The 22,194-nt window shown below is 61.8% G+C and carries 17 protein-coding genes, 1 tRNA gene and 1 pseudogene; 14 read left to right on the plus strand and 5 right to left on the minus strand.

What is annotated here, in order from left to right; genetic code table 11:
* Positions 1 to 129 precede the first annotated feature (129 nt).
* Positions 130 to 1,002, minus strand: coding sequence for an oxidoreductase (locus GJ700_RS05010; protein ID WP_154371582.1), 873 nt, complete (start codon positions 1,000 to 1,002; stop codon positions 130 to 132).
* A 135-nt stretch (positions 1,003 to 1,137) separates the two neighbouring features.
* Between GJ700_RS05010 and GJ700_RS05015 the strand changes: the two genes are divergently transcribed.
* From GJ700_RS05015 to GJ700_RS05035, 5 genes are all read left to right on the plus strand, one after another.
* On the plus strand, positions 1,138 to 2,061 hold the full coding sequence (locus GJ700_RS05015; RefSeq protein WP_154371583.1) for a LysR family transcriptional regulator: 924 nt from the start codon (positions 1,138 to 1,140) through the stop codon (positions 2,059 to 2,061).
* The gene (locus GJ700_RS05020) at positions 2,043 to 2,975 is read left to right on the plus strand and encodes a LysR family transcriptional regulator (protein ID WP_154371584.1); all 933 of its coding nucleotides are present in this window, start codon (positions 2,043 to 2,045) and stop codon (positions 2,973 to 2,975) included. The genes GJ700_RS05015 and GJ700_RS05020 overlap by 19 nt, the downstream gene beginning before the upstream one ends.
* A gap of 178 nt (positions 2,976 to 3,153) precedes the next feature.
* Positions 3,154 to 4,383 carry a CmpA/NrtA family ABC transporter substrate-binding protein gene (locus GJ700_RS05025; RefSeq protein WP_154371585.1) on the plus strand — a complete coding sequence of 410 codons (1,230 nt, stop codon included), beginning with the start codon at positions 3,154 to 3,156 and terminating at the stop codon, positions 4,381 to 4,383.
* A 15-nt stretch (positions 4,384 to 4,398) separates the two neighbouring features.
* Entirely contained in the window at positions 4,399 to 5,316 is a 918-nt protein-coding gene (gene ntrB, locus GJ700_RS05030; protein ID WP_154371956.1) for a nitrate ABC transporter permease, read from the plus strand.
* On the plus strand, positions 5,313 to 6,113 hold the full coding sequence (locus tag GJ700_RS05035; protein ID WP_154371586.1) for an ABC transporter ATP-binding protein: 801 nt from the start codon (positions 5,313 to 5,315) through the stop codon (positions 6,111 to 6,113). Before ntrB ends, GJ700_RS05035 begins: the two co-directional genes overlap by 4 nt.
* Before the next feature lie 39 nt (positions 6,114 to 6,152).
* Here GJ700_RS05035 and tsaD read toward each other — a convergent pair whose 3' ends face one another.
* Both tsaD and GJ700_RS05045 read right to left on the minus strand, forming a co-directional pair.
* Entirely contained in the window at positions 6,153 to 7,193 is a 1,041-nt protein-coding gene (gene tsaD, locus GJ700_RS05040) for a tRNA (adenosine(37)-N6)-threonylcarbamoyltransferase complex transferase subunit TsaD (RefSeq protein WP_154371587.1), read from the minus strand.
* Between the two features lie 99 nt (positions 7,194 to 7,292).
* Entirely contained in the window at positions 7,293 to 8,351 is a 1,059-nt protein-coding gene (locus GJ700_RS05045) for a 3-deoxy-7-phosphoheptulonate synthase (RefSeq protein WP_154371588.1), read from the minus strand.
* Between the two features lie 132 nt (positions 8,352 to 8,483).
* Here GJ700_RS05045 and ybiB point away from each other — a divergent pair, with 132 nt between their 5' ends.
* From ybiB to GJ700_RS05085, 8 genes are all read left to right on the plus strand, one after another.
* The gene (ybiB, locus tag GJ700_RS05050) at positions 8,484 to 9,440 is read left to right on the plus strand and encodes a DNA-binding protein YbiB (protein ID WP_154371589.1); all 957 of its coding nucleotides are present in this window, start codon (positions 8,484 to 8,486) and stop codon (positions 9,438 to 9,440) included.
* Positions 9,441 to 9,566: 126 nt separating this feature from the next.
* On the plus strand, positions 9,567 to 10,775 hold the full coding sequence (locus GJ700_RS05055) for a BaiN/RdsA family NAD(P)/FAD-dependent oxidoreductase (protein WP_154371590.1): 1,209 nt from the start codon (positions 9,567 to 9,569) through the stop codon (positions 10,773 to 10,775).
* Positions 10,776 to 10,967: 192 nt separating this feature from the next.
* Positions 10,968 to 11,180, plus strand: coding sequence for a 30S ribosomal protein S21 (rpsU, locus tag GJ700_RS05060; protein WP_005665410.1), 213 nt, complete (start codon positions 10,968 to 10,970; stop codon positions 11,178 to 11,180).
* A 127-nt stretch (positions 11,181 to 11,307) separates the two neighbouring features.
* Positions 11,308 to 11,757 carry a GatB/YqeY domain-containing protein gene (locus GJ700_RS05065; protein ID WP_154371591.1) on the plus strand — a complete coding sequence of 150 codons (450 nt, stop codon included), beginning with the start codon at positions 11,308 to 11,310 and terminating at the stop codon, positions 11,755 to 11,757.
* A gap of 87 nt (positions 11,758 to 11,844) precedes the next feature.
* Positions 11,845 to 13,638, plus strand: coding sequence for a DNA primase (dnaG, locus tag GJ700_RS05070; RefSeq protein WP_371867836.1), 1,794 nt, complete (start codon positions 11,845 to 11,847; stop codon positions 13,636 to 13,638).
* Positions 13,639 to 14,123: 485 nt separating this feature from the next.
* The gene (rpoD, locus tag GJ700_RS05075) at positions 14,124 to 16,310 is read left to right on the plus strand and encodes an RNA polymerase sigma factor RpoD (protein ID WP_371867837.1); all 2,187 of its coding nucleotides are present in this window, start codon (positions 14,124 to 14,126) and stop codon (positions 16,308 to 16,310) included.
* A gap of 97 nt (positions 16,311 to 16,407) precedes the next feature.
* Positions 16,408 to 16,486: transfer RNA gene (locus GJ700_RS05080), tRNA-Ile, on the plus strand.
* A 207-nt stretch (positions 16,487 to 16,693) separates the two neighbouring features.
* Positions 16,694 to 17,683 (plus strand): helix-turn-helix transcriptional regulator, encoded by a 990-nt coding sequence (locus GJ700_RS05085; protein ID WP_154371592.1) that lies wholly within the window; start codon positions 16,694 to 16,696, stop codon positions 17,681 to 17,683.
* On the opposite strand, the gene GJ700_RS05090 is transcribed toward GJ700_RS05085, so the two are convergent.
* Positions 17,629 to 20,622 (minus strand): beta strand repeat-containing protein, encoded by a 2,994-nt coding sequence (locus tag GJ700_RS05090; RefSeq protein WP_154371593.1) that lies wholly within the window; start codon positions 20,620 to 20,622, stop codon positions 17,629 to 17,631. The two genes, GJ700_RS05085 and GJ700_RS05090, sit on opposite strands and share 55 nt — an antisense overlap.
* Positions 20,623 to 20,925: 303 nt before the next feature.
* On the opposite strand from GJ700_RS05090, the gene GJ700_RS05095 reads away from it, so the two are divergent.
* Positions 20,926 to 21,723 (plus strand): nuclear transport factor 2 family protein, encoded by a 798-nt coding sequence (locus tag GJ700_RS05095; RefSeq protein ID WP_154371594.1) that lies wholly within the window; start codon positions 20,926 to 20,928, stop codon positions 21,721 to 21,723.
* A 218-nt stretch (positions 21,724 to 21,941) separates the two neighbouring features.
* On the opposite strand, the pseudogene GJ700_RS35245 reads toward GJ700_RS05095, so the two are convergent.
* A pseudogene (locus GJ700_RS35245) lies at positions 21,942 to 22,067 on the minus strand (polyphosphate kinase 2); the annotation flags it as partial.
* Positions 22,068 to 22,194: the final 127 nt, after the last annotated feature.

Here is a 22,194-nt window from a genome sequence, read left to right on the forward strand (position 1 = left end):
TCAATTCAATCGACGTAAAATGAGTTTGAGCCGTTTGCATGATGATCCCCTTATTTGGATTGGTTAGCACCTCCAGTTTAGGAAATCGTTATGCCGACGGCTCTTTCTTTTACATCATAGGTTCTACGACTATGCCGCCTGGCGCAACGCCGCTGCCACCGTAGCTGCCACGTCATCGTGGTCGGTCGACATGGCCACGCCGATCCATTGCGCCAGTTCCTGCTCGACGAAGGCATTCTTTTCACGGATGCCGGCCACCGTGTCGGAGCCCAGCGGCAGGCGCACGGGCGGCTGTTTTGCGTCGGCCAGTTGCAGGATCGCCAGCGACAGCTTTTGCGGATCGCCCGGCTGCCGGTGGTTGACGCCGGCCATCAGGGTGCGCATCTCGCCCACGGTGGCCGCATAGTCGGCGATCGGTTGCGACGCGTCTTTCATCGACGACGCATCGAGGAAGTCGGTGCGGAAGAAGCCCGGTTCCACTGTGGTGGCATGGATGCCCAGCGGGGCCAGTTCCATGGCCAGCGATTCCGTCAATGCTTCCACGGCAAACTTGGTGGACGTATAAATGCCCCAGCCCGCGTACGATTTATAGCCGCCCACGGACGAGATATTGATGACGTGGCCCGCGCCGCGCGCACGCATGTGGGGCAGCACGGCGCGCGTCACGTTCAGCAGGCCGAAGACATTGGTGTCGTACTGGGCGCGGATTTCCGCATCGGTGGCTTCCTCGACGGAGGCCAGCAAGCCATAGCCGGCATTGTTGACCAGTACGTCGATGCGGCCGAAGCGTTCGACCGCGGCGCTGGCCGCCAGGACGGCGGGCGCTTCCTGCGTCACGTCCAGGCGCAGCGCCAGCAGGTTGGGATGGGCGCCCAGCGCCGCGGTGACGGTTTCCGGGTTACGGGCGGTGGCCACGACCTGGTCGCCGCGCGCCAGCGCGTCTTTGGCAATCAGCAGGCCGAAGCCACGGGATGCGCCGGTGATAAACCATACTTTGCTCATGTCAGTCTCCTTGGAGGCGGGGTGGGTGTGTCGATGGAGAGGAGTGTAGGCGGCGCCGACCTGCTACACTAGCCATCGTAAAGGCGATTGATTATCAACTTCTGGTTGTAAATTGGGTTGTAAATGGGCATGTAAATGGATAGATCCCGGGTTCTGACCCTGTTCATCGGCGTCGTGCGCGCCGGCAGCTTCAGCCAGGCGGCCATGGAGGCGGGCTTGTCGCCGCAGGCGGTCAGCAAGGCGGTGCGCCAGCTGGAAGACCACCTGGGTGTGCGCCTGTTCCACCGCACCACGCGCAGCCTGACCTTGACGGAAGAGGGCGAGCGCCTGTTCGAACTGGCCAACCCCGGCATGCGGCTGCTCGACGAAGCCATCGATACCGTGCAAAACAGCCGGCGCGACATGGATGGCGTGATCCGCATTGCCGCGCCGACGTCGTTCGGCCAGCACATCGTGGTGCCGCTGATCCGCGATTTCCAGCAGCGCTATCCAGGCGTGCGCTTTGACCTGGTGCTGGAAGACCAGTTCACCGACCTGGTGGAAGCGCGCATCGACGTCGGGTTCCGGGCCGGCAATCCGCCCGAGCGCAACCTGGTGTCGCGCCGCATCGGCGACCTGTACCTGGTGGTGTGCGCGGCGCCCCGCTATATAGAACTGTATGGCGCGCCGGATTCCATCGACGCGTTGCGCGAACACCGCTGTACGGGCTTCCGCCAGCCCAACACGGGCCGCATGGTGCCGTGGGAATTCCGCGTCGATGGCGCCACCGTGTACCGGGATATCCCGTCGGTGGCCAGTTTCAATACCGCCGAAGCGGAAGCGGCGGCCGTGCTGGCCGGGATGGCGATCGGGCAGCTGGGTTGGTACATGGCGGCCGACGATATCCGGCAGGGCCGGTTGCGGCATTTGCTGCCGGAAACCACGGCGTCGTATGGCGGTGTCTATATGTATTACCAGCAGCGCACGCAAATGCCGCAGCGGGTGCGCCAATTCATCGATTACGCGGTCGAACATGCGCCCGCCCAGTTTGCGGGAGGCCCATGGACCGGCTCCACCTGATCACCGTCTATATCGCGGTCGCGGAAGAACAGAGTTTCGCGGCCGGCGCGCGCCGGCTCGGCATGTCGCCGCCGGCCGTCACCCGCGCCGTGACCGCACTGGAAGAGCGGCTGGGCGTGCGCCTGCTGGAACGCACCACGCGCCACGTGCGCGTGACGGAAGCGGGGCGGCGCTACCTGGACGATGCGCGCCGCATCGTGGCCGAACTCGACGAAGCCGATGAAGCGGCGGCCGGCGCCGGCGCCGCCCCGCGCGGCCATTTATCGGTCACGGCGCCGATGCTGTTCGGCCGCCTGTACGTGACGCCGGGTATCGTCGATTATTTGCAGCGCTATCCGCAGATGGAAGTATCGGCGCTGTTTGTCGACCGCGTGGTGAACCTGGTGGAAGAGGGCATCGACGTGGCCGTGCGCATCGGCGACTTGCCGGATTCCACCATGCGGGCGGCGCCCGTGGGCCACGTGCGGCGCGTGCTGGTGGCGTCGCCCGCCTACCTGGCGCGGAACGGCGCGCCCTGTACGCCGCAGGACCTGGCGGCGCACACCATCGTCGGCGCCAACGGTTCCAACGTGGCGCCGGACTGGCGCTTCATGCAGGATGGCGCCGTGCGCACCATGCGCATGCGGCCACGCCTGCAAGTGAACAGCAATGACGCCGTGATCGACGCCGTCAAGCTGGGGCTCGGCATTGCGCGCCTGCTGTCGTACCAGGCCGCGGCCGCGCTGGCGGCGGGCGAGTTGCAACTGGTGCTGGACGACTATGCGACGGCGCCCGTACCGATCCACATCGTGCACCGTGACAGCCGGCAGGGCTCGGCGCGCATCCGTAGTTTCGTGGATTTGATGGTTGAACGGCTGCGGGCCGACGCTTTTCTCCAGGCCGAAAGCACTCTATTTCGTGTAACACCCGATTGAAAACAGTTGGTGCATGCGGTGCGCATGCTTCTGGTGCGTCGCACAATACCGGTGCTGTTTTTTTGTGCCGAATCCACTGTTTTTCTCATCCATGCCCCTTGTTGACGCTGGCACGCCAATTGCAAAGCAGTAGGCAGGGCAGGCAGCCGCCTGTCATTCGCTACGGGGACCCTACAGGATGGACAATATCAAACTCACCCGCCGTACCCTGCTGAAGGCCGGCGCCGCCACTGCAATCTCCGGACTGGCCACGCAAGGCGTCTGGGCAGCCGGTTCAGACAAGCCCGAAAAAGAAGAAGTTAAAGTGGGCTTCATTCCGCTGACCGATTGCGCCTCCGTCATCATGGCGTCGGTGTTGGGCTTTGACAAGAAATACGGCATCAAGATCGTGCTCAGCAAGGAAGCGTCGTGGCCCGGCGTGCGCGACAAACTGGTCAATGGCGAACTCGACGCGGCGCACGTGCTGTATGGCCTGGTGTATGGCGTGCACCTGGGCGCGGGCGGTCCGAAAAAAGACATGGCCGTGCTGATGAACCTGAACCATAACGGCCAGGCCATCACACTGTCGAAAAAGCTGGCGGACAAGGGCGCCGTCGATGGCCCGTCGCTGGCCAAATTGATGAAAGCCGACCCGCGCGAATATTCGTTTGCACAAACCTTCCCGACCGGCACCCACGCGATGTGGCTGTATTACTGGCTGGCCAGCCATGGCATCAATCCACTGCACGACGCCAAGGTCATCACGGTGCCGCCGCCGCAAATGGTGGCCAATATGCGTATCGGTAACATGGACGGTTTTTGCGTGGGCGAACCGTGGAACCACCGCGCGATCGTCGACGGCGTTGGCATCACGGCCACCACCACGCAGGACATCTGGCGCGACCACCCGGAAAAAGTGCTGGGCACCAGCGCCGAGTGGGTCAAGAAATATCCGAACACGGCGCGCGCGCTGACGGCGGCGGTGCTGGAAGCGGGCCGCTGGATCGATGCCTCGCTGTCGAACAAACTCAAAATGGCGGAAACCATCGCCGACAAGTCGTACGTCAACACCACGGTCGACGTCATCAACCAGCGCATCCTGGGCCGCTACCAGAATGGCCTGGGCAAGACGTGGGACGACCCGAATCCGATGCGCTTCTATAACGACGGCCAGGTCAATTTCCCCTTCCTGTCGGACGGCATGTGGTTCCTGACGCAGCAAAAGCGCTGGGGCTTGCTGAAGAGCGAACCGGATTACCTGGCCGTGGCCACGCAGATCAACCAGCTCGATGTGTACAAGGACGCGGCAGGCATGGCCAAGGTGGCGCTGCCGAAGTCCAACATGCGCACCATCAAGATGCTCGATGGCGCCACCTTCGACGGCAAGAACCCGAAAGCGTTCGCCGATTCGTTCAAGATCAAGGCTTAACCCAAGGAGAACATGATGAGTGCAGTGCTGGAAAGTATCGCTGTACCTGCGCAAGGCAGTGCGGCGGAGCCGGCCAAGGCCGCGCCGCTGGAACGTCCCCCGCGCAGCGAACGGATTGCCGCCAAGGGGGTGAACCTGGTGTCGGGCAGCGCGCGCCTGCGCGCCGCCGTGCTGAAGTTCCTGCCGCCGCTGGCGGGCCTGGCGCTGCTGGTGCTGGCGTGGCAAATCCTGGCGGCCAAGAACAGCAGCTTCCCCACGCCGCTGGCCACGTGGGACGAAGCCGTGCACCTGTTCTCGGATCCGTTCTACCGCAAGGGCCCGAACGACCAGGGCATCGGCTGGAACGTGCTGGCGTCGCTGCAGCGCGTGGCACTGGGCTTCGGCCTGGCGGCGGCGGTCGGCATTCCATTAGGCTTCGTCATCGGCCGCTTCAAGTTCATGTACGGCATGTTCGGCCCGATCATCAGCTTGCTGAAACCCGTGTCGCCGCTGGCATGGCTGCCGATCGGCCTGCTGGTATTCAAGGCCGCCAACCCCGCCGCGATCTGGTCGATCTTCATTTGCTCGATCTGGCCGATGATCATCAACACGGCCGTGGGCGTGCAGCGCGTACCGCAGGATTACATGAACGTGGCGCGCGTGCTGTCGCTGTCGGAATGGAAGATCTTCACCAAGATCCTGCTGCCATCCGTGCTGCCTTACATGCTGACGGGCGTGCGCCTGGCGATCGGCACCGCGTGGCTGGTGATCGTGGCGGCGGAAATGCTGACCGGTGGCGTGGGCATCGGCTTCTGGGTCTGGGACGAGTGGAACAACCTGAATGTGCCGCACATCCTGATTGCCATCGTGGTGATCGGCGTGGTGGGCTTGCTGCTGGAACTGGCGCTGGTATCGCTGGCCAAGGCATTCACGTATGAGGAGACTTCGGTATGAGCGCGAAATTCATCGACATCAGCCATGCGGACATGGTGTTCAATACCAAGGGCGGGCGTTTCCACGCGCTGTCCGACGTCAACCTGACGGTGGAGCAGGGCGAGTTCATCACGTTGATCGGACACTCGGGCTGCGGCAAGTCCACCTTGCTGAACCTGATCGCGGGCTTGACGACCGCCACCGGCGGCGCCCTGATATGCAATGGCCGGGAAATCGCGGGTCCGGCGCCGGAACGCGCCGTGGTGTTCCAGAACCATTCGTTGCTGCCATGGTTGACCTGCCATGAAAACATTTATCTGGCGGTGGAGCGGGTATTCGGCGCGAAAGAAGGCGTCGCGAAGCTGCAGGAGCGCACCACGGCGGCGCTGGAACTGGTGGGGTTGTCGCATGCGGCCAACAAGCGTCCGCACGAAATTTCCGGCGGCATGAAACAGCGCGTGGGGATTGCCCGGGCGCTGTCGATGGAGCCGAAAGTGCTGTTGATGGACGAGCCGTTCGGCGCGCTCGATGCGCTGACCCGTGCGCACTTGCAGGATGAATTGCTGCGCATCGTGGCGGCCACCGGCGCGACGGTGGTGATGGTGACGCACGACGTGGATGAAGCCGTGCTGCTGTCGGACCGCATCGTCATGATGACCAACGGCCCGGCCGCCACCATCGGCGACATCGTCCACGTGCGGCTGCCACGTCCGCGCGACCGGCTGGCGCTGGCGCAGGATGCGCTGTACATCGAGTACCGCACGCGGGTGCTGGAGTTTCTGTATCACCGGCAGGGGCGGCCGGCGAAGGCTGCTTGATGGTTGGTGGATTACGCGCGCCGCGCGTAATCCACCGCGTCATACGACCCGTAATTCATCCAGCGGCCAGCGCGGCCGCACGTTGAACGAGTAATCCTTCTTCGCCGCAGCCGGATTGATTTGCAGGCGCATGGCGCCGGCGAAGGCGATCATGGCGCCATTGTCGGTGCAAAATTCGAGTTCCGGATAAAACACCTGGAACCGCTTCTTCGCCGCCGCCGCGTTCAGCGAGGCGCGCAGTTGGGCATTGGCGCCCACGCCGCCGGCAATCACGAGGCGCTTCAGGCCCGTGTGTTTGAGCGCCGACACGCATTTGGCCGTCAGCACTTCAACGATCGCATCGACAAAGCCGCGCGCGATGTTGGCCTTGTCCTGCTCGCAGATATTGGCAATGCCCTGCGCCGGATGGTTCTTCACCACCGTCAGCACGGCGGTCTTCAGACCGGAGAAGCTGAAGTTGAAGTCCTTGGTGTGCATCATCGGGCGCGGCAGCTTGTACGCCAGCGGGTCGCCAAAATCGGCCAGGCGCGAAATCGCCGGGCCGCCCGGATAACCGAGGCCCAGCAACTTGGCGGATTTGTCGAACGCTTCGCCGGCCGCATCGTCCAGCGTTTCGCCCAGCAACGTGTACTGGCCCACGCCATCGACGCGCATCAACTGCGTGTGGCCGCCGGAGACCAGCAGCGCGATAAACGGGAATTCGGGCGGCTTCGACGCCAGCAGCGGCGACAGCAAATGGCCTTCCAGGTGGTGCACGCCGAGCACCGGCTTGTCCAGCGCCAGCCCCAGGCTGCACGCGATCGACGAGCCCACCAGCAGCGCGCCGGCCAGGCCGGGGCCTTGCGTGTAGGCGATGGCGTCGATGTCGTGCTTGGCGACGCCGGACGTGTCCAGCACCTGTTGCAGCAGCGGGATGGCGCGGCGGATATGGTCGCGCGACGCCAGTTCCGGCACCACGCCGCCATATTCCTCGTGCATGGCCACTTGCGAATACAGGGCATGCGACAGCAGGCCACGGTCCGTGTCATACAGGGCCAGGCCGGTTTCGTCACAGGAGGATTCAACGCCGAGAACGATCATGATGCAACTATAAAGTGAAAGAGCAATCTGCCATTGTAATGGAAACGGGCGGCCCCGCGCCGTTGCGCAGGGCCGCCCGCGTTGGTATGGCGCCGCGGATTAAGGGCGCGCCAGCAATTCCTTGTGGGCCGCGCGCAGCATGTCGGCCGTGGTATCCCAGTCGATGCAGCCGTCGGTGACCGAGCAGCCGTATTTCAGTTCCGACAGGTTTTGCGGGATCTTCTGGTTGCCGCCCACGATGTTCGATTCGATCATCACGCCGACCACCGACTGGTTGCCGTGGGTGATCTGGTTGACCACGTCGGCCATCACCAGCGGTTGCAGTTCCGGCTTCTTGTAGCTGTTCGCGTGCGAGCAGTCGACCACCACGTTGGCGGGCAATTTGGCTTTTTCCAGCGACTGGGCGGCAATCGCCACCGACACGGAATCGTAGTTCGGGCGGCCATCGCCACCGCGCAGCACCACGTGGCCATAGGCATTGCCGCGCGTGCGCACGATCGATACGTTGCCTTCGCCGTTAATGCCGAGGAAGGCGTGCGGATTGGCCGCCGACAGGATGGCGTTGATGGCGATGCTGATGTCGCCGTCGGTGCCATTCTTGAAGCCCACCGGCGTCGACAGGCCGGACGACATTTCGCGGTGCGTCTGCGATTCCGTGGTGCGTGCGCCGATCGCGGTCCACGCGATCAGGTCGCCCAGGTATTGCGGGGAAATCGGGTCCAGCGCTTCGGTGGCGGTGGGCAGGCCCAGTTCGCACACGTCCAGCAGGAACTGGCGGGCTTTTTCCATGCCGACGTCGACGCGGAACGAGTCGTCCATGAACGGATCGTTGATATAGCCTTTCCAGCCGGTGGTGGTGCGCGGCTTTTCGAAATACACGCGCATGACCAGCAGCATGGTGTCGGCCACTTCTTCCTGCAAGGCCTTCAGGCGGCGCGCATAGTCCAGGCCGGCGACCGGGTCATGGATCGAGCACGGGCCCACGACAACGAACAGGCGCTTGTCCTTGCGGTCGAGGATGTTGCGCAAGTCGGCGCGGCCTTTCATGACGGTTTCCGATGCGGCATCGGTCAACGGCAGCTTCGCGTGCAGTTCCGCCGGGGTCGGCATGGACGCGAAGTTGGTAACGTTAATGTTTTCGATATCTGGCGAAATCATAATTCTCTAAGACAACTCTTTGTTCTGTAGTGGGCAACGCCGGCATCGACGTCATAGGGGAACTGTCAAGTGTAGCCGAATTGACGCAGGTCTGCCCGATGCGCCTACTCTTGATGTAGTAAGCTTGCGGCCATGACGACACCACACCCGACCCCATACGCCGCGGCCCACATCATCAAAGAGATCGGCCGCGGAAAAAAAGGCGCGCGCAGCATGTCGCGCGATGATGCCCGCGAACTGTATGCCGCCATGCTCGATGGCCGCGTCAGCGACCTGGAACTGGGCGGCATTTTGCTGGCCATGCGGATCAAGGGCGAATCCGTCGATGAAATCGCCGGTTTCCTCGACGCGGCCGAAGCCTCGTTCGCGCCGCTGCATGCGCCGGCCGGCGGCTGTGCGCCGGTGATCATCCCCAGCTATAACGGCGCGCGCAAGATGGCCAACCTGACGGCGCTGCTGGCGCTGCTGCTGGCGCGCGAAGGCGTGCCGGTGCTGGTGCATGGCGTGCCGCACGATCCGGGCCGCGTGGCGACGGCCGAAGTGCTGGCCGAGCTGGGCATTGCTCCGGCGTGCAACCACGCGGAAGCCGAAGCGCTGCTGGCGGCGGGCAAACCCGCTTTCATCACCATCGATGCGCTGGCGCCGAAGCTGGCGCACATGCTGTCGCTGCGCCGGCGCCTGGGCGTGCGCAACTCCACCCATACGCTCGTGAAAATCATGCAGCCGTTCGCGGGACCGGCGCTGCGCCTGGTGTCGTATACGCACCCGGAATACCTGGAAATGCTGGGCGAATACTTCACGACGGCAGTCGACCCGGCGCGCGGCGACGCCTTCCTGATGCGCGGCACGGAAGGCGAGACGGTGGCCAATGCCAACAAGGGACAGAAGATCGACTGGTTCCACGGCCATCAACGCACGGTGCTGGTGGAAAAGGCGGTCGAGGCGGAAGAAAACATCGTGCTGCCGGAAGACAAAAGCGCGACTGCGACGGCCGCGTGGATCGCCTCCGTCCTGCGCGGCGACGTGCCCGTGCCGGCATCGATCGCCGAGCAAGTGGCCCAGTGCACCAAAGCCGCCCGCGCGCTGTAATCCTATCAATTCACCCCCGCGCATAGTACTTTTGGGGCCAGGCCCCGAAATGTCGATTAGATTTTTAGGTTCGGGTAAGTTCTGGCGGGGGCTTACAATGGCAGGTTTTACATTCCCGGGGCGGTTATGAAGCAGTTTGATGTGGCGGTAATCGGCGCGGGCGCGGCCGGCATGATGTGCGCGGCCGAGGCGGGCAAGCGCGGGCGGCGCGTGGTGCTGATCGACCATGCGGACAAGCTGGCCGAGAAAATCCGCATTTCCGGTGGCGGCCGTTGCAACTTTACTAACATTAATGCCGGCCCCGCGAACTTCCTGTCGCAAAACCCCCATTTCTGCAAAAGCGCGCTGTCCCGCTATACGCCGCAGGATTTCCTCGCGCTGGTGAAAAAACACCGCATCGCGCACCACGAAAAACACAAGGGCCAGCTGTTTTGCGACGTGTCGGCCGAAGACATCATCGGCATGCTGAAAGCCGAGTGCGCGGTCGGTAACGTGCACTGGCGCATGCCCGCCAAGGTCGACAGCATCGAGCCGGGCGAAGACGGCGGCTTCACCGTCTATACCGACACCGGCGTGGTGAACGTGCAAAGCGTGGTGATTGCCACCGGCGGCCTGTCGATCCCGAAAATCGGCGCCACGGATTTCGGCTACCGCATCGCCAAGCAGTTCGGCCTGAAGCTGGTGGAAACCCGTCCCGCACTGGTGCCGCTGACCTTCGACGCGCAGGAGTGGGCGCCATTCGTGCCGCTGGCCGGCATTTCGCTGGAAGTCGACGTGGAAACCGGTTCGCTGAAAGGCCGCAACCCGGACGGCGCCCGCTTCCGCGAAGACTTGCTGTTTACGCACCGAGGCCTGTCCGGCCCCGCCATCCTGCAAATCTCGTCGTTCTGGCAGCCGGGAACGCCTATCGTCATCAACCTGTTGCCGGAAATGGATGTGGCGCAGGAACTGACCGCGGCCAAGCAGTCGACCAAGAAACAGCTGGGTAATGTGCTGTCGCAGTGGCTGCCGGCGCGCCTGGCCGATGGCTTGCTGCTGGCGCACAGTTTCAACAGCGAAGCGCGCCTGGCCGACATGCCGGACGCGCAGTTGCGCAAGCTGGGCCAGTTGCTGAACCAGTGGACCATCACGCCCGACGGCTCCGAAGGCTACCGCAAGGCGGAAGTCACGCGGGGTGGCGTCGATACGCGGGAATTGTCGCAACAAACCATGATGGCCAATAAGGTCCCGGGCCTGTATTTCATCGGTGAAACAGTCGATGTGACAGGGTGGCTGGGAGGCTACAACTTCCAGTGGGCATGGGCATCGGGAGTGGCAGCCGGACAAGTGGTCTGATACAATCGCTATCCCGGTTTGACAACACGTGCACCGGGAACCGATGTTGGCAGGACGAAAAGATTGCTCAAATCAGACAGTTTCACCGTGAAACTGGCCTGCTGAGCCGGTTTGGCGTCCAAAGCTCTTCCCAATTGGGCCAAAAGCTGCTAATATCTTCTTCTTCCTAAATCTAACGGTTTGAATTTTTACATGACCACCATTCGCCTCAAAGAAAACGAGCCGTTCGAAGTCGCAATGCGTCGCTTCAAACGCACCATCGAAAAAACCGGCCTGCTGACCGAACTGCGCGCTCGCGAGTTCTACGAAAAGCCAACGGCTGAGCGCAAGCGCAAGCTGGCAGCTGCAGTGAAGCGCCACTACAAGCGCATCCGCAGCCAGCAACTGCCTAAGAAACTGTACTAATCTGCCATTCAGGATGGCCCGGCAGTACGGCACTGCGCCGCGGGCTCACCTGTGCAGTTGAATGCCCGCTCCGGTTTGTTCCGCAGCGGGTTTTCGTTTTTTGCGCCACTTTTTCCAGGATACCGACATGACTTTGAAAACACAGATCTCCGACGACATGAAAGCCGCGATGCGCGCCAAGGAAGCGGGCAAGCTGGGCACGATCCGCCTGCTGCTGGCGGAAATCAAGCGCAAGGAAGTCGATGAACAGATCGAATTGAACGATGCGCAGACCGTTGCCATCGTGGAAAAAATGATCAAGCAGCGCAAGGATTCGATCACGCAATTCGAAGCCGGCGGCCGTGCCGACCTGGCTGAGATCGAGAAGGCCGAACTGGCGGTGCTGGCGGCCTACATGCCGGCCGGCCTGTCCGATGAGGAAGTGGCGGCGGAAGTGGCTGCCGCCGTCGCGGCGTCCGGCGCCGCCGGTCCGCAAGACATGGGCAAGGTCATGGCCATCGTCAAGCCGAAACTGGCTGGCCGTGCCGACATGACCGTGGTGTCCGCGCTGGTGAAGAAGGCGCTGACGTCGGCGTAATGCGGGCAGGGGCGGATGTCCGCCCTATATCATGCGGCCATGCGCCGCCGCATTGCATGCAACATTGTTTTAGGCAGACCGATCGCCGTGATCCCACAATCCTTCATTTCCGATCTGCTCAACCGCGTCGATATCGTCGACGTGGTCGGCCGTTACGTCCAGTTGAAAAAGGGCGGCGCCAATTACATGGGGCTGTGCCCCTTTCACAGTGAAAAATCCCCCAGCTTCACGGTCAGCCCGACCAAGCAGTTCTATCACTGCTTCGGCTGCGGCGCGCACGGCACGTCGATCGGGTTCCTGATCGAATATTCCGGCATGGGCTTTGTCGATGCCGTCAAAGACCTGGCGCAAGGGGTGGGCATGGTGGTGCCGGAGCAGGATGACCGTATCCCGCCCGCGCAGCGCGCGCAGATGCAGGCGCAAAGCCTGGCATTGTCCGATGCCATGACCCAGGCCGCCGAATACTACAAGCTGCAGCTGCGCCAGGCGCCCGCCGCCATCGGTTACCTGAAGGGCCGGGGGCTGACGGGAGAGATTGCCGCCCGCTTTGCGCTCGGTTATGCGCCGGGCGGCTGGGATAACTTGCGCAGCGTGTTCCGCGATTACGATGCCCCGGCGCTGGTGGAAGCGGGCCTGGTGATCGACCGTGTCGATGAGGAAGGCCACCGCAACAAGCGCTACGACCGTTTCCGCGAGCGCGTGATGTTCCCGATCCGCAATACCAAAGGCCAAGTGATTGCCTTTGGCGGCCGGATCATGGAGCAGGGCGAGCCAAAGTACTTGAATTCTCCCGAGACGCCCTTATTTTCCAAGGGCCACGAGTTGTATGGCTTGTTCGAAGCCCGGCAGGCAATCCGCGACGCGGGTTACGTGCTGGTCACGGAAGGCTATATGGATGTGGTGGCGTTGGCCCAGATGGGTTTCCCGCAAGCAGTGGCGACCCTGGGTACGGCCTGCACCACCACCCACGTGCAAAAGCTGTTGCGTCAAACAGACAATGTGATCTTCAGTTTCGACGGCGACAAGGCCGGCCGCCGCGCCGCGCGGCGCGCGCTGGAAGCTTGCCTGCCGCATGTGTCGGACAACAAGACCATCAAATTCCTGTTCCTGCCAGCCGAGCACGATCCCGACAGCTATATCCGCGAATTCGGCGCGCCGGCGTTCGAGCAGCAAGTGCATGAAGCAATGCCGCTGTCGCAATTCCTGTTGCGGGAAGTGGCGGCGGACTACGATTTAAGCGAGCCGGAAGGCCGTGCGCGCGTGCAATTTGACGCCAAGCCGATGTTGCAGGCGATGTCGCCATCGGCCTTGCGGTTGCAAATCGTGCGCGGGCTGGCCAGCATGACGCAAAGCAGCCCCGGTGAAATCGAGGCGCTGTGCGAGTTGAGCAAGCCGGTGGCGGAAGTGCGCCGCGCGCCGCCAAGGTCGGCGCGGCCTGAACCGATGGGCCTGGAATTGCAGATCGTGCGGCATCTGGTGGCGCATCCGGCACTGGCGCTGGATATCGACGAGTCCGGCCTGGCGGCATTCGACAGCTTCGGGCCGGAGCAGGCGGAGCGGTTGCGCCAGCTGGTGGCGGCAGCGCAGGCGCTGGGGCCGCAAGGCAATTTTGCCTCGCTGGCCATGCACCTGAAGGAACAGGGCAGTGAATACGACGCGATCATTACGGAGATTTCGTCGGAAAGCGCGGAGTCGGATTTCGATGCGGTCAAGCTGTACGTGGCCAGTGCGATCCGGCAGATCAAGATGGATGCGCTGACGGCGGAGCTGACCCAGCTGGCATCGTCCGGCAGGTCGGCGGCGGAAATTGCCGACCGCTTCCGTGAAATCAGCGCCATGCAGGATCAGTTGCGGAAAGAGGCGGAGGTGTCGGGCCGCTAACGGATTTCATGTTATTTATAGCATGCCGCGTATAGGGGGAGCACGGGGCGTTCCCTCTGGAATTTGTAAAGTGGCGTGCTATAATAAAACGCTAAGTGTTGACTTTTCGCTTAGCTTTGTTTAGGCAAAATTTGGTTTGATTTCAGTAAGTTAGGCTCTTGATCGGCACAGCGGGATGGTAGCCGGCGGCCAGGGCCAGACTTCAGGCACGGACGGTGCGTCTATCGCACCAGGGTTCCGGTGCCTGCCAGGCTCTAGCCCCCATGCGCTGTCATACAGTAGAATTTCTGCCAAGCACGACCTAGGGTTGAGGTCCGTGTCGCGGAAGTTCCCTCTGTGCGTTGCACGGTTCGGAGCTGGAAGGTATAAGTAGTAGCATTGTTGCAAGAACTTTATCCTAACCCGTAAAGCAAGTCGTTGTGTAATCGAAAGCGCCTGTGCCAACAAAGAAACCTGAATCCCAAGCGGCTGACAAGCCCAGCAAAGTGACTGCCAAGGCCGCGAAGTCGGCCGACAAATCGGAAACGCGGACCAACGCGCCACCGGCAGTCAGCCAGACCACGGATGCCGCAGCCCTGGCTGCCATCGACACTTCCGGCTATGTCTTGCCGTCCGTGAAGGTGCCGGGGCGGCGGGGACGCAAGCCCAAGGAATTCACGCCGGAAAATGACGAAGTCGCCGCATTGAATGCGGTCGAGCGCGCCGAGCTGAAAGCCGTGGACAAAGCGAAGGCCAAGGATCGCAAGGCTAAGGAAAAGGCATTGCTGAAGGACGCATTCTCGTCCGATACGGAAGCGACCGAGGAAGAACTCGAGCGCCGCCGCCAGAAACTCAAGACCCTCATCAAGTTCGGCAAGGAACGCGGATTCCTGACCTACGCCGAAATCAATGACCACCTGCCAGAAAATATCGTCGATCCGGAAGCGATCGAGGGCATTATCGGCACCTTCAACGACATGGGCATTGCCGTCTACGAGCATGCGCCCGACGCCGAAACCCTGCTGCTGTCCGACAGCGTGGCCAATGTGGCCAGCGACGATGAAGCGGAAGCGGCTGCCGAAGCGGCCCTGTCGACCGTCGATTCCGACTTTGGCCGCACCACCGACCCGGTCCGCATGTACATGCGTGAAATGGGTTCGGTCGAGCTGCTGACGCGCGAAGGCGAAATTGAAATCGCCAAGCGGATCGAAGATGGCTTGAAAGACATGATCCAGGCGATTTCCGCCTGCCCGGTGACGATCGCGGAAATCATTGCCGCGTCCGACCGCATCCGCAACGATGAAATCAAGATCGATGAAATCGTCGACGGCCTGGTAGACGACAACGAAGACCAGCCGGCGCCCGCCGCGTCGTCCGATGAAGACGACGAGGACGACGAAGAGGAAGAAGAGGAAGAAGAAGAGGAAGAAGAAGCCAGCCCGGCCGCCGCTGCCGCTGGTTATTCGGCCGAGCAGCTGGAGCAGATGAAGAATGCTGCGCTGGAAAAATTCGACCTCATCTCGCAGCAATTCGACAAGATGCGCCGCGCTTTCGAGAAGGATGGCTACAACTCGAAATCCTATGTGAAAGCACAGGAAGCGATTTCCAATGAATTGCTGGCGATCCGCTTCACGGCGAAAGTCGTGGAAAAACTGTGCGACACGCTGCGTGGCCAGGTCGATGAAGTGCGCCACATCGAGAAGCAAATCCTCGACGTGGCCGTCAACAAGTGCGGCATGCCGCGCGCCCACTTCATCAAGGTCTTCCCGGGCAATGAAACCAATCTGGAATGGGTGGATGGCGAAGTGGCTGCCGGTCACGCGTACAGCGCGATCCTGGGCCGCAACATCCCGACCATCAAGGAATTGCAGCAGCGCTTGATCGACTTGCAGGCGCGCGTGGTCTTGCCGCTGCCTGACTTGCGTAACATCAACCGCCAGATGGCGGCCGGGGAAATGAAGGCGCGCAAGGCCAAGCGTGAAATGACGGAAGCGAACTTGCGCCTGGTGATTTCCATCGCGAAGAAATACACCAACCGCGGCCTGCAATTCCTGGACTTGATCCAGGAAGGCAATATCGGCTTGATGAAAGCGGTGGACAAGTTCGAATACCGCCGCGGTTACAAATTCTCGACCTATGCGACGTGGTGGATCCGCCAGGCCATCACCCGTTCCATCGCCGACCAGGCGCGCACCATCCGTATTCCGGTGCACATGATCGAGACCATCAACAAGATGAACCGCATCTCGCGCCAGATCTTGCAGGAAACCGGCGCCGAGCCGGATCCTGCAACGTTGGCGATCAAGATGGAAATGCCGGAAGATAAGATCCGCAAGATCATGAAGATCGCGAAAGAGCCGATCTCCATGGAAACGCCGATCGGTGACGACGACGATTCCCACCTGGGCGACTTCATCGAGGACAACAACACCCTGGCGCCTTCGGATGCGGCGTTGCACGCATCGATGCGCGGCGTGGTGAAGGATGTGCTGGACTCGCTGACGCCGCGCGAAGCCAAGGTGCTGCGCATGCGTTTCGGTATCGAAATGTCGACCGACCATACGCTGGAAGAGGTCGGTAAACAGTTCGACGTGACCCGCGAACGCATCCGCCAGATCGAAGCCAAGGCGCTGCGCAAGCTGCGCCACCCATCGCGTTCCGACAAGCTGAAGAGCTTCCTGGAAGGTAATTAAGTCTTGACGGGCAGCGGTGTTGCACCTATGCTCCTGTGTCCGTAAATCACGGACCGGGAGCGGTACGAGCCGCTGCCTGATGCAGTAACCCCTCTCCGGGCCCTTAGCTCATGCTTGGTTAGAGCAGAGGACTCATAATCCTTTGGTGCGCGGTTCGACTCCGCGAGGGCCTACCAAATTTGAAAAGCCCAGCCGTTTGGCTGGGCTTTTTGCTATTGAGTTCTCCACCGAAAACGGAACGAATTGACGCCATGCGGGTCATATGTTCCGGCGCCGGGCTTTTTCAGCGCGTGTTCGCATCGTACCGATTTCTGGCAATCTCTCCGATCCCTGCTATCTTGATGTAATTATCATTTTGCTAGTAACCTTGGCGAAGGACAGCTATGCTCCAGCAATTCTCCGCGCTGATGCTGCAGATGTACGAGATTGCCGAGCATTGTGTGTTTGGCGAGTATCACACGGCGTGTCTCGAGCTGATCCGCAAGGTGGTGACGTTCGATATTGGCGCCATTGGGTGCGGCACGATGCGTGAACATCGGAAGGCCTCCCGTCCAGTGCTCTCTGCGGACCCGGACGCGATTTCCAGTAGTTTTCATTTGGCATTGCCGCCGCCGGTAATCTGCAGTGAAACGCAACTTCAGCAATTTTTCGACCGTGACCGATTGCTCAGCTATGTGGAGCGTAACAAGCTGCGTCAATTGTTGTTGATCGGTTCAGCCGGGCAATTATGCCGGCCGGCCCATTGGCTGTTGTTGGCACGGCGGGGCCATCAGGCATTTTCCGCAGCGGCAGCCCACTATCTCACGGCCGTATGGCCGCACCTGCTTCGTTGCAACCTGATCCATCTGCGCCGCTATCTGGCGGCCCAGTCAACCATGCGGGCGAAGGCCGGCTTTGCCATCATCAATGCCAGTGGCGACGTGGAGCTGTTCGACGCCGAATTTGAGCGTATGGTGAACAAGGAATGGTACGGTTGCAATCCGTCCACGTTGCCGGCGGCGGCGCTGGCCCGCTTGCGTACCCGTGGCCAATACGAAGGACGGCGCACGCGCTGGTTTGTGGAGCCGGCGCCAGCGAACGCATCCCTGTGCAGTGTTATCGAGCGCTTGCCGGTCGATACGCTGACGCCTGCCGAGGTCGTCGCCGCCCAACACTATGCGCAAGGGCGTACCCATGGTGAAGTTGCCGCCTTGCTTGGCGTCAGCAGCAATACTGTCCGTACCCATCTCGCGCATGTGTTTGCCAAGCTCGGCATCCACCGGAAAACCGAGCTGCTGGCGCACCTGCGCGAACAGCCCGGCAATACCGCCGGCAGCGGTTATCCCAGCGGCACCGGCGTGATGTTTACCGCGATCAGTTCGACCGGTCCATAGTCGCCGTCGAAGTCGGTGACCTGGATCGGCAGGTTGAACGCGAAGGCTGCGCCCGCCACCGCCTGATCCACCCCGGCCGGCGCAATGTCGAACCCGGTGCCGCCCAGCAGTTGCCCGTTGACCGTCTGGCCGGCGAAGTTGGAGACTTCCACTCGGTTGAATCCGTTAGCCGTGCTGACCTTGATGGCCGGGTCGTCGCCACCGGTGCCATCGCCGGTCGCGCCTTCATTCAAGCCAGTCAGCACGATGCCGCCGTTGTACAGCATGCCGGACACCTGGCTGCCGTTGATTGTTGCGGTATGGAAGGCGCCATCATAAATTACCGTGCCGCCAACGCTTACCAAGGTTATGGTGTCGAGGGTATCGCCGGGGTCGTTGACGAGGACTTTGTCATTGTCTGCGTCGAACACCTGGATGTAAGCGGTCGCGGTGGTGCCGCTGGGCGTGTTTTGCGTCAGCAGGAACGAATAGCCGTTCACGGTCTGGTGTACGCCCGCGGTGAAATCACTGCCGAGCGGCGAACCGGACAGTGCCGCGCCGGTTTCGAAATCGATCCGCAGGGTTTCCCCCAGCGTGCCTGCCGAGTTCATGCTCTGGTTGTCCACCCCGGCGCCATTGGTGCTGACGTTGACAGTATGCGAAGTGGGCACGCCATGGCTGGTGTCGCCGCCGGAGAACAACAGGTCGAGCGTCGATCCGCCGACATTGTCGATCAGGTTGAAGGTGGGGTTGCCCGACCTGACCGGTGCTGCCCCGAGGAAGCTGACGCCGCTGCCGTCATCGATGGCGCGGTCGAAGTCGATGGTGTACTGGTCGGTGCCATTGTTGAGCGTGGCGGTAAAGACCGTTGCGCCGGACACGGTTTTCGCGCTCAGCACTGTGCTGCCATAGCCCGACAGGATGATGTTTTCGCCACCTGATTTCAGCAGGGTGGCGCCATCGCTGGCATACAGGAAGTTGTCTGCGGCCACGATATCGACGAATTTGCTGCTGGCGCTAATGTCGGCGCCCACGCTGGCCGCGGCGTGCATCGCTGCCGAGCCGACCGCCGTGCCCGAATTGACCAGCGAGATCGACGCCGGTGTGAAGGCTGTCGGCCCGTCATCGTCGAACCGTACGTTGCCGCCAAGGTCCAGTTTGGCGGTGGAGGTGGTGAAATCGCTGTCGCCGTCGGTTATGCGCGCGGTGGCGTTCAGGCTCACCAGCCCGTTGGCAAGGATCGCTTCCTGCGCCGCGAAATTCGATCCCACGCCGGGAAGTGCGTGGTCGACACGGCTGTACTGCTGCAACGTCACGGTGCCGGCAGCGCTGGCCGTCAGGTCGAACACGGTGTTGGCAGCGCTGACATCGGCCAACACCGAGGTGGTCGATGCCACCACTTTGCCGGCTGCGGTCAAATGCAGATACAGGGTAGCGCCACCGCTCTTCAAGCCCGAGTTTTCGCCCTGTGCGGTGAGGGCCAGTGCGTAGCTCCAGGTAATCGCGCCCGGGCCGTCGCTATCGTAGCTGCTGGAGTTGATCTTGAACGCGGCGGCGAATGCCTGTGCGTCGCTGTCGGTGGCGGCGCCGATAGTTTGCGCGTCCTGGGTGTTGAGGATGGTGCTATCGAGCGCAATGCCGGCGCTGATGCTGGGGCCCGCGTCTTCGAATTTCATGACCGAGCCGATTTCGGCCGTGTCGGCGGCCGTGTGCAGCAGGGTGAAGCCACCGACGTCGAAGCTGGCGCCGTTGGTGCCGGTGCCGGTGCCGGTGTTGGAAACCAGCAGCCGGGTGTGGTCGCTGGTCGTGTGGTAGTCGATGGTGTAACCGGCCTGCACGCCGGTGACGGTGGCGACGCCGCCGCTGAAGGTGATGGAAAGGCCGGCCGTGTTGACACTGCCGTTGGAGTTCTCAATGATGGTGCCGGTGCTGTCGCGTACCAGCACACTGTCGATCACAACAGGGACGTTGTCGTGCAGATGGTCGATGTAATCGGCGCCAGTGTGCACGGTGGTGGTGTATGCGCTCAACTGGACGGTCGCCAGCTTGCCTTTTTCCAGTTGAACGATATCGAAGGACGCTGCGGTGGCGTCGAGCATACCGCTGAACTGGATGTTGCTTTCCAGTACAGCTTCACCGTGATCCAGGTTGGGTATCGTCAGTGCCGGGTTGGCGCCGGTGACGAAGGTAAAGTACATGCCTTCGGCCGGGTCGATCATCTGGTTGTTTGAACCGATCGTGGTCGAGCCGCCGCCCTGGCTGGTGTTGACGGTGTCGCCGGTGGTGATGCTGGCGCCGGTCGACTGGTTGGCCGGATTGGCACCGGTAATGACGATCGCGGCGCTGGCGTTGCCCATCGTCAGGAACAGATTCTGTCCGGAGGGGGCATTGGCCAGCGAAAATTCGACCTGCTTGTCAACCGTCGCAAACACCTTGTTGAGCAGGTTTAGCGATTCGTCGGGATTGGTGGTGGGGTCCTTGATGGCGGCATATTGCACCATCCAGATCTTCGCGCCGGCGATCGGCGTGCCGGTCTCTTCCATATACGCGGCAAATACCGTGGTGCCGTTGGCCTTGCCGTAGACGATATTATTGTTGACTGGATCAGTCCATAAGGTAATGGCGACATTGCCGGCGGTGGTAAACAGGCCGCTTGGGTCGCCGTTGAGGGCATCGCCGGCGCTGTCGGTAAAGCTCAGGCCGATGGCATTCGATACGGTAAAGTTGAAGGCATTGGTACCGCTGTTGCTGCCGTTATAGCCACTGAGCGCGGCGTTGATCGGTGTCCCCGTCACGCCGCTGGCGGTCAGCCGCGACGAGAACGCCAGTGGGAGTGAAGAGGCGGAAATATCGTTATCGTTGGCATCGCCGGCAGCCGAGGGGGTAGCTGCGAGGTTCTGCAATCCGATGGATTCGTCGAGTGTGACGCCGATGCCATATGTGACATTGAGGATAGACATATTGGAAGGCTCCTTTGCTGGCTTATTGGTATGGAAGTGCTTGCTCGGCGTGGGCTGCGTGCTGCGCGCCTCTGACACCATAGACTTGGCGCGGAAGCGGCGAATCACCCATTTGCGTGAATGGGCCGCCGCAACTTTTCAGGCAGCAAGCATTTCATGTCGCAACGGCAAATCGGGAGGCCGTCCCCGCAAACTCGCCGTGCGCGCCCGAACCTTCAGCAACCCTTCACCTTCCCTTCATCGAGTCTTCATGCAGCAAACCTAGACTGAACCCTGTTCCCTCAACAACCCTGAAAGGCGTACATGAAACAGGTTCGGACTTTGGTCGTTTGCACGGCAGTGGCAGCGGCGGCTGCCGTGGCGGGCGTAGCGTTGCCGCGCACTGCAGCGGCAGACCCCGTGGTGGAAGAAGTGCAGGCGGCCGATGCCGCGTACTGGAAAGCCTATAACAGCTGCGATTACGCTGCGCTCGATGCGCTGACGGCGGAAGACGTCGAGTTCTATCATGACCGTGGCGGCATCACGCGGGGCCGTGCCGACCTGACCGGCTCGGTGCGCGACAACATCTGTTCAGGCAGGGATGCCACCGTCCGGCGCGACGCGGCGAAAGATGAGACCCAGACCTTCCTGCTGCGCCGTGGCAATGAAGTATATGGCGCGCTGGTCAGCGGCCAGCACCATTTCTTCCGCGTCATGAAAGCCAATGGCGCTGCGGTGCCGACCGATAATGCGCGCTTTTCCGCCCTGTGGGTGCGCCAGGAAAAAGGCTGGAAATTGTCGCGCGTGATGAGCTATGACCACCAGCCGGCAGTGAAAGCGGGGGAGCGCAAGGCGGTCCAGTTGAGCGCGGCGGAACTGGATGGCTATGTGGGCCGCTATGCGGCCAAGATCCAGCCGGTGCTGGTGTTCCAGCGCGCGGGTGGCAATTTGTCGGTCGACGTTGGCGGCAATGCCGTGACCTTGTATCCGATGTCGGCTACCACGTTCTTCATGAAGGAACGCGATATCGTGGTCGAGTTCCAGCCTGCCGCGAACGGCAAATCGCCCGGCTTCCTGGTGGTGGAAAATGGTGCGCCCGTCGATGAGGGCGTACGGCAATAAGTTTCCGAAGTCAGCACCGCTGTGTGCGCCAAAGAACATACGCCGGCGCACTGTACCACTACACTGGCCTCATCGCTACCGACCTTTGGAGGCCATCATGCGACTCCCTGGAGGCATACAGCCGCGCCGCGGCCGCCACCTTGCCAGTGTGCTGGTTATCTTGTTGCTGCTGGCCTTGCTATTGATGTTTGTCCCGTGGTGACGGGGCACCATCTCCAATACCGTTCCGGCACGATCATCCCCGCCGGAACCGGGCGGCGTTCGTAATCGAAGTGGTATTCCCGGTCCGGCAACTGGATCGGCGGTTGCGGTACGTCCGTGTACGGCATTTGGCTCAGCAAGTGATCTGATGCCGCCCTTGCCGGTTACCCGGTTACCCGGTTACCGGGCGAATATGACGCGGCCATGACTGCCATGGGCCAAGCCATTGATAATATTGATGTATTGATATCGTTATGGCAGCGAATTTGC

The organism is Pseudoduganella rivuli, from assembly GCF_009674485.1.
In the GTDB taxonomy this organism is placed as follows: Bacteria; Pseudomonadota; Gammaproteobacteria; order Burkholderiales; family Burkholderiaceae_D; genus Rugamonas; species Rugamonas rivuli_B.

Coding starts and splice junctions, on each gene's coding strand:
- GJ700_RS05020 (WP_154371584.1), top strand. CDS start 2,043: ATGGACCGGCTCCACCTGATCACCGTCTATATCGCGGTCGCGGAAGAA.
- rpsU (WP_005665410.1), top strand. CDS start 10,968: ATGACCACCATTCGCCTCAAAGAAAACGAGCCGTTCGAAGTCGCAATG.
- GJ700_RS05095 (WP_154371594.1), top strand. CDS start 20,926: ATGAAACAGGTTCGGACTTTGGTCGTTTGCACGGCAGTGGCAGCGGCG.
- GJ700_RS05065 (WP_154371591.1), top strand. CDS start 11,308: ATGACTTTGAAAACACAGATCTCCGACGACATGAAAGCCGCGATGCGC.
- GJ700_RS05010 (WP_154371582.1), bottom strand. CDS start 1,002: ATGAGCAAAGTATGGTTTATCACCGGCGCATCCCGTGGCTTCGGCCTG.
- GJ700_RS05055 (WP_154371590.1), top strand. CDS start 9,567: ATGAAGCAGTTTGATGTGGCGGTAATCGGCGCGGGCGCGGCCGGCATG.
- GJ700_RS05085 (WP_154371592.1), top strand. CDS start 16,694: ATGCTCCAGCAATTCTCCGCGCTGATGCTGCAGATGTACGAGATTGCC.
- GJ700_RS05025 (WP_154371585.1), top strand. CDS start 3,154: ATGGACAATATCAAACTCACCCGCCGTACCCTGCTGAAGGCCGGCGCC.
- ntrB (WP_154371956.1), top strand. CDS start 4,399: ATGAGTGCAGTGCTGGAAAGTATCGCTGTACCTGCGCAAGGCAGTGCG.
- GJ700_RS05035 (WP_154371586.1), top strand. CDS start 5,313: ATGAGCGCGAAATTCATCGACATCAGCCATGCGGACATGGTGTTCAAT.
- GJ700_RS05090 (WP_154371593.1), bottom strand. CDS start 20,622: ATGTCTATCCTCAATGTCACATATGGCATCGGCGTCACACTCGACGAA.
- tsaD (WP_154371587.1), bottom strand. CDS start 7,193: ATGATCGTTCTCGGCGTTGAATCCTCCTGTGACGAAACCGGCCTGGCC.
- GJ700_RS05015 (WP_154371583.1), top strand. CDS start 1,138: ATGGATAGATCCCGGGTTCTGACCCTGTTCATCGGCGTCGTGCGCGCC.
- ybiB (WP_154371589.1), top strand. CDS start 8,484: ATGACGACACCACACCCGACCCCATACGCCGCGGCCCACATCATCAAA.
- GJ700_RS05045 (WP_154371588.1), bottom strand. CDS start 8,351: ATGATTTCGCCAGATATCGAAAACATTAACGTTACCAACTTCGCGTCC.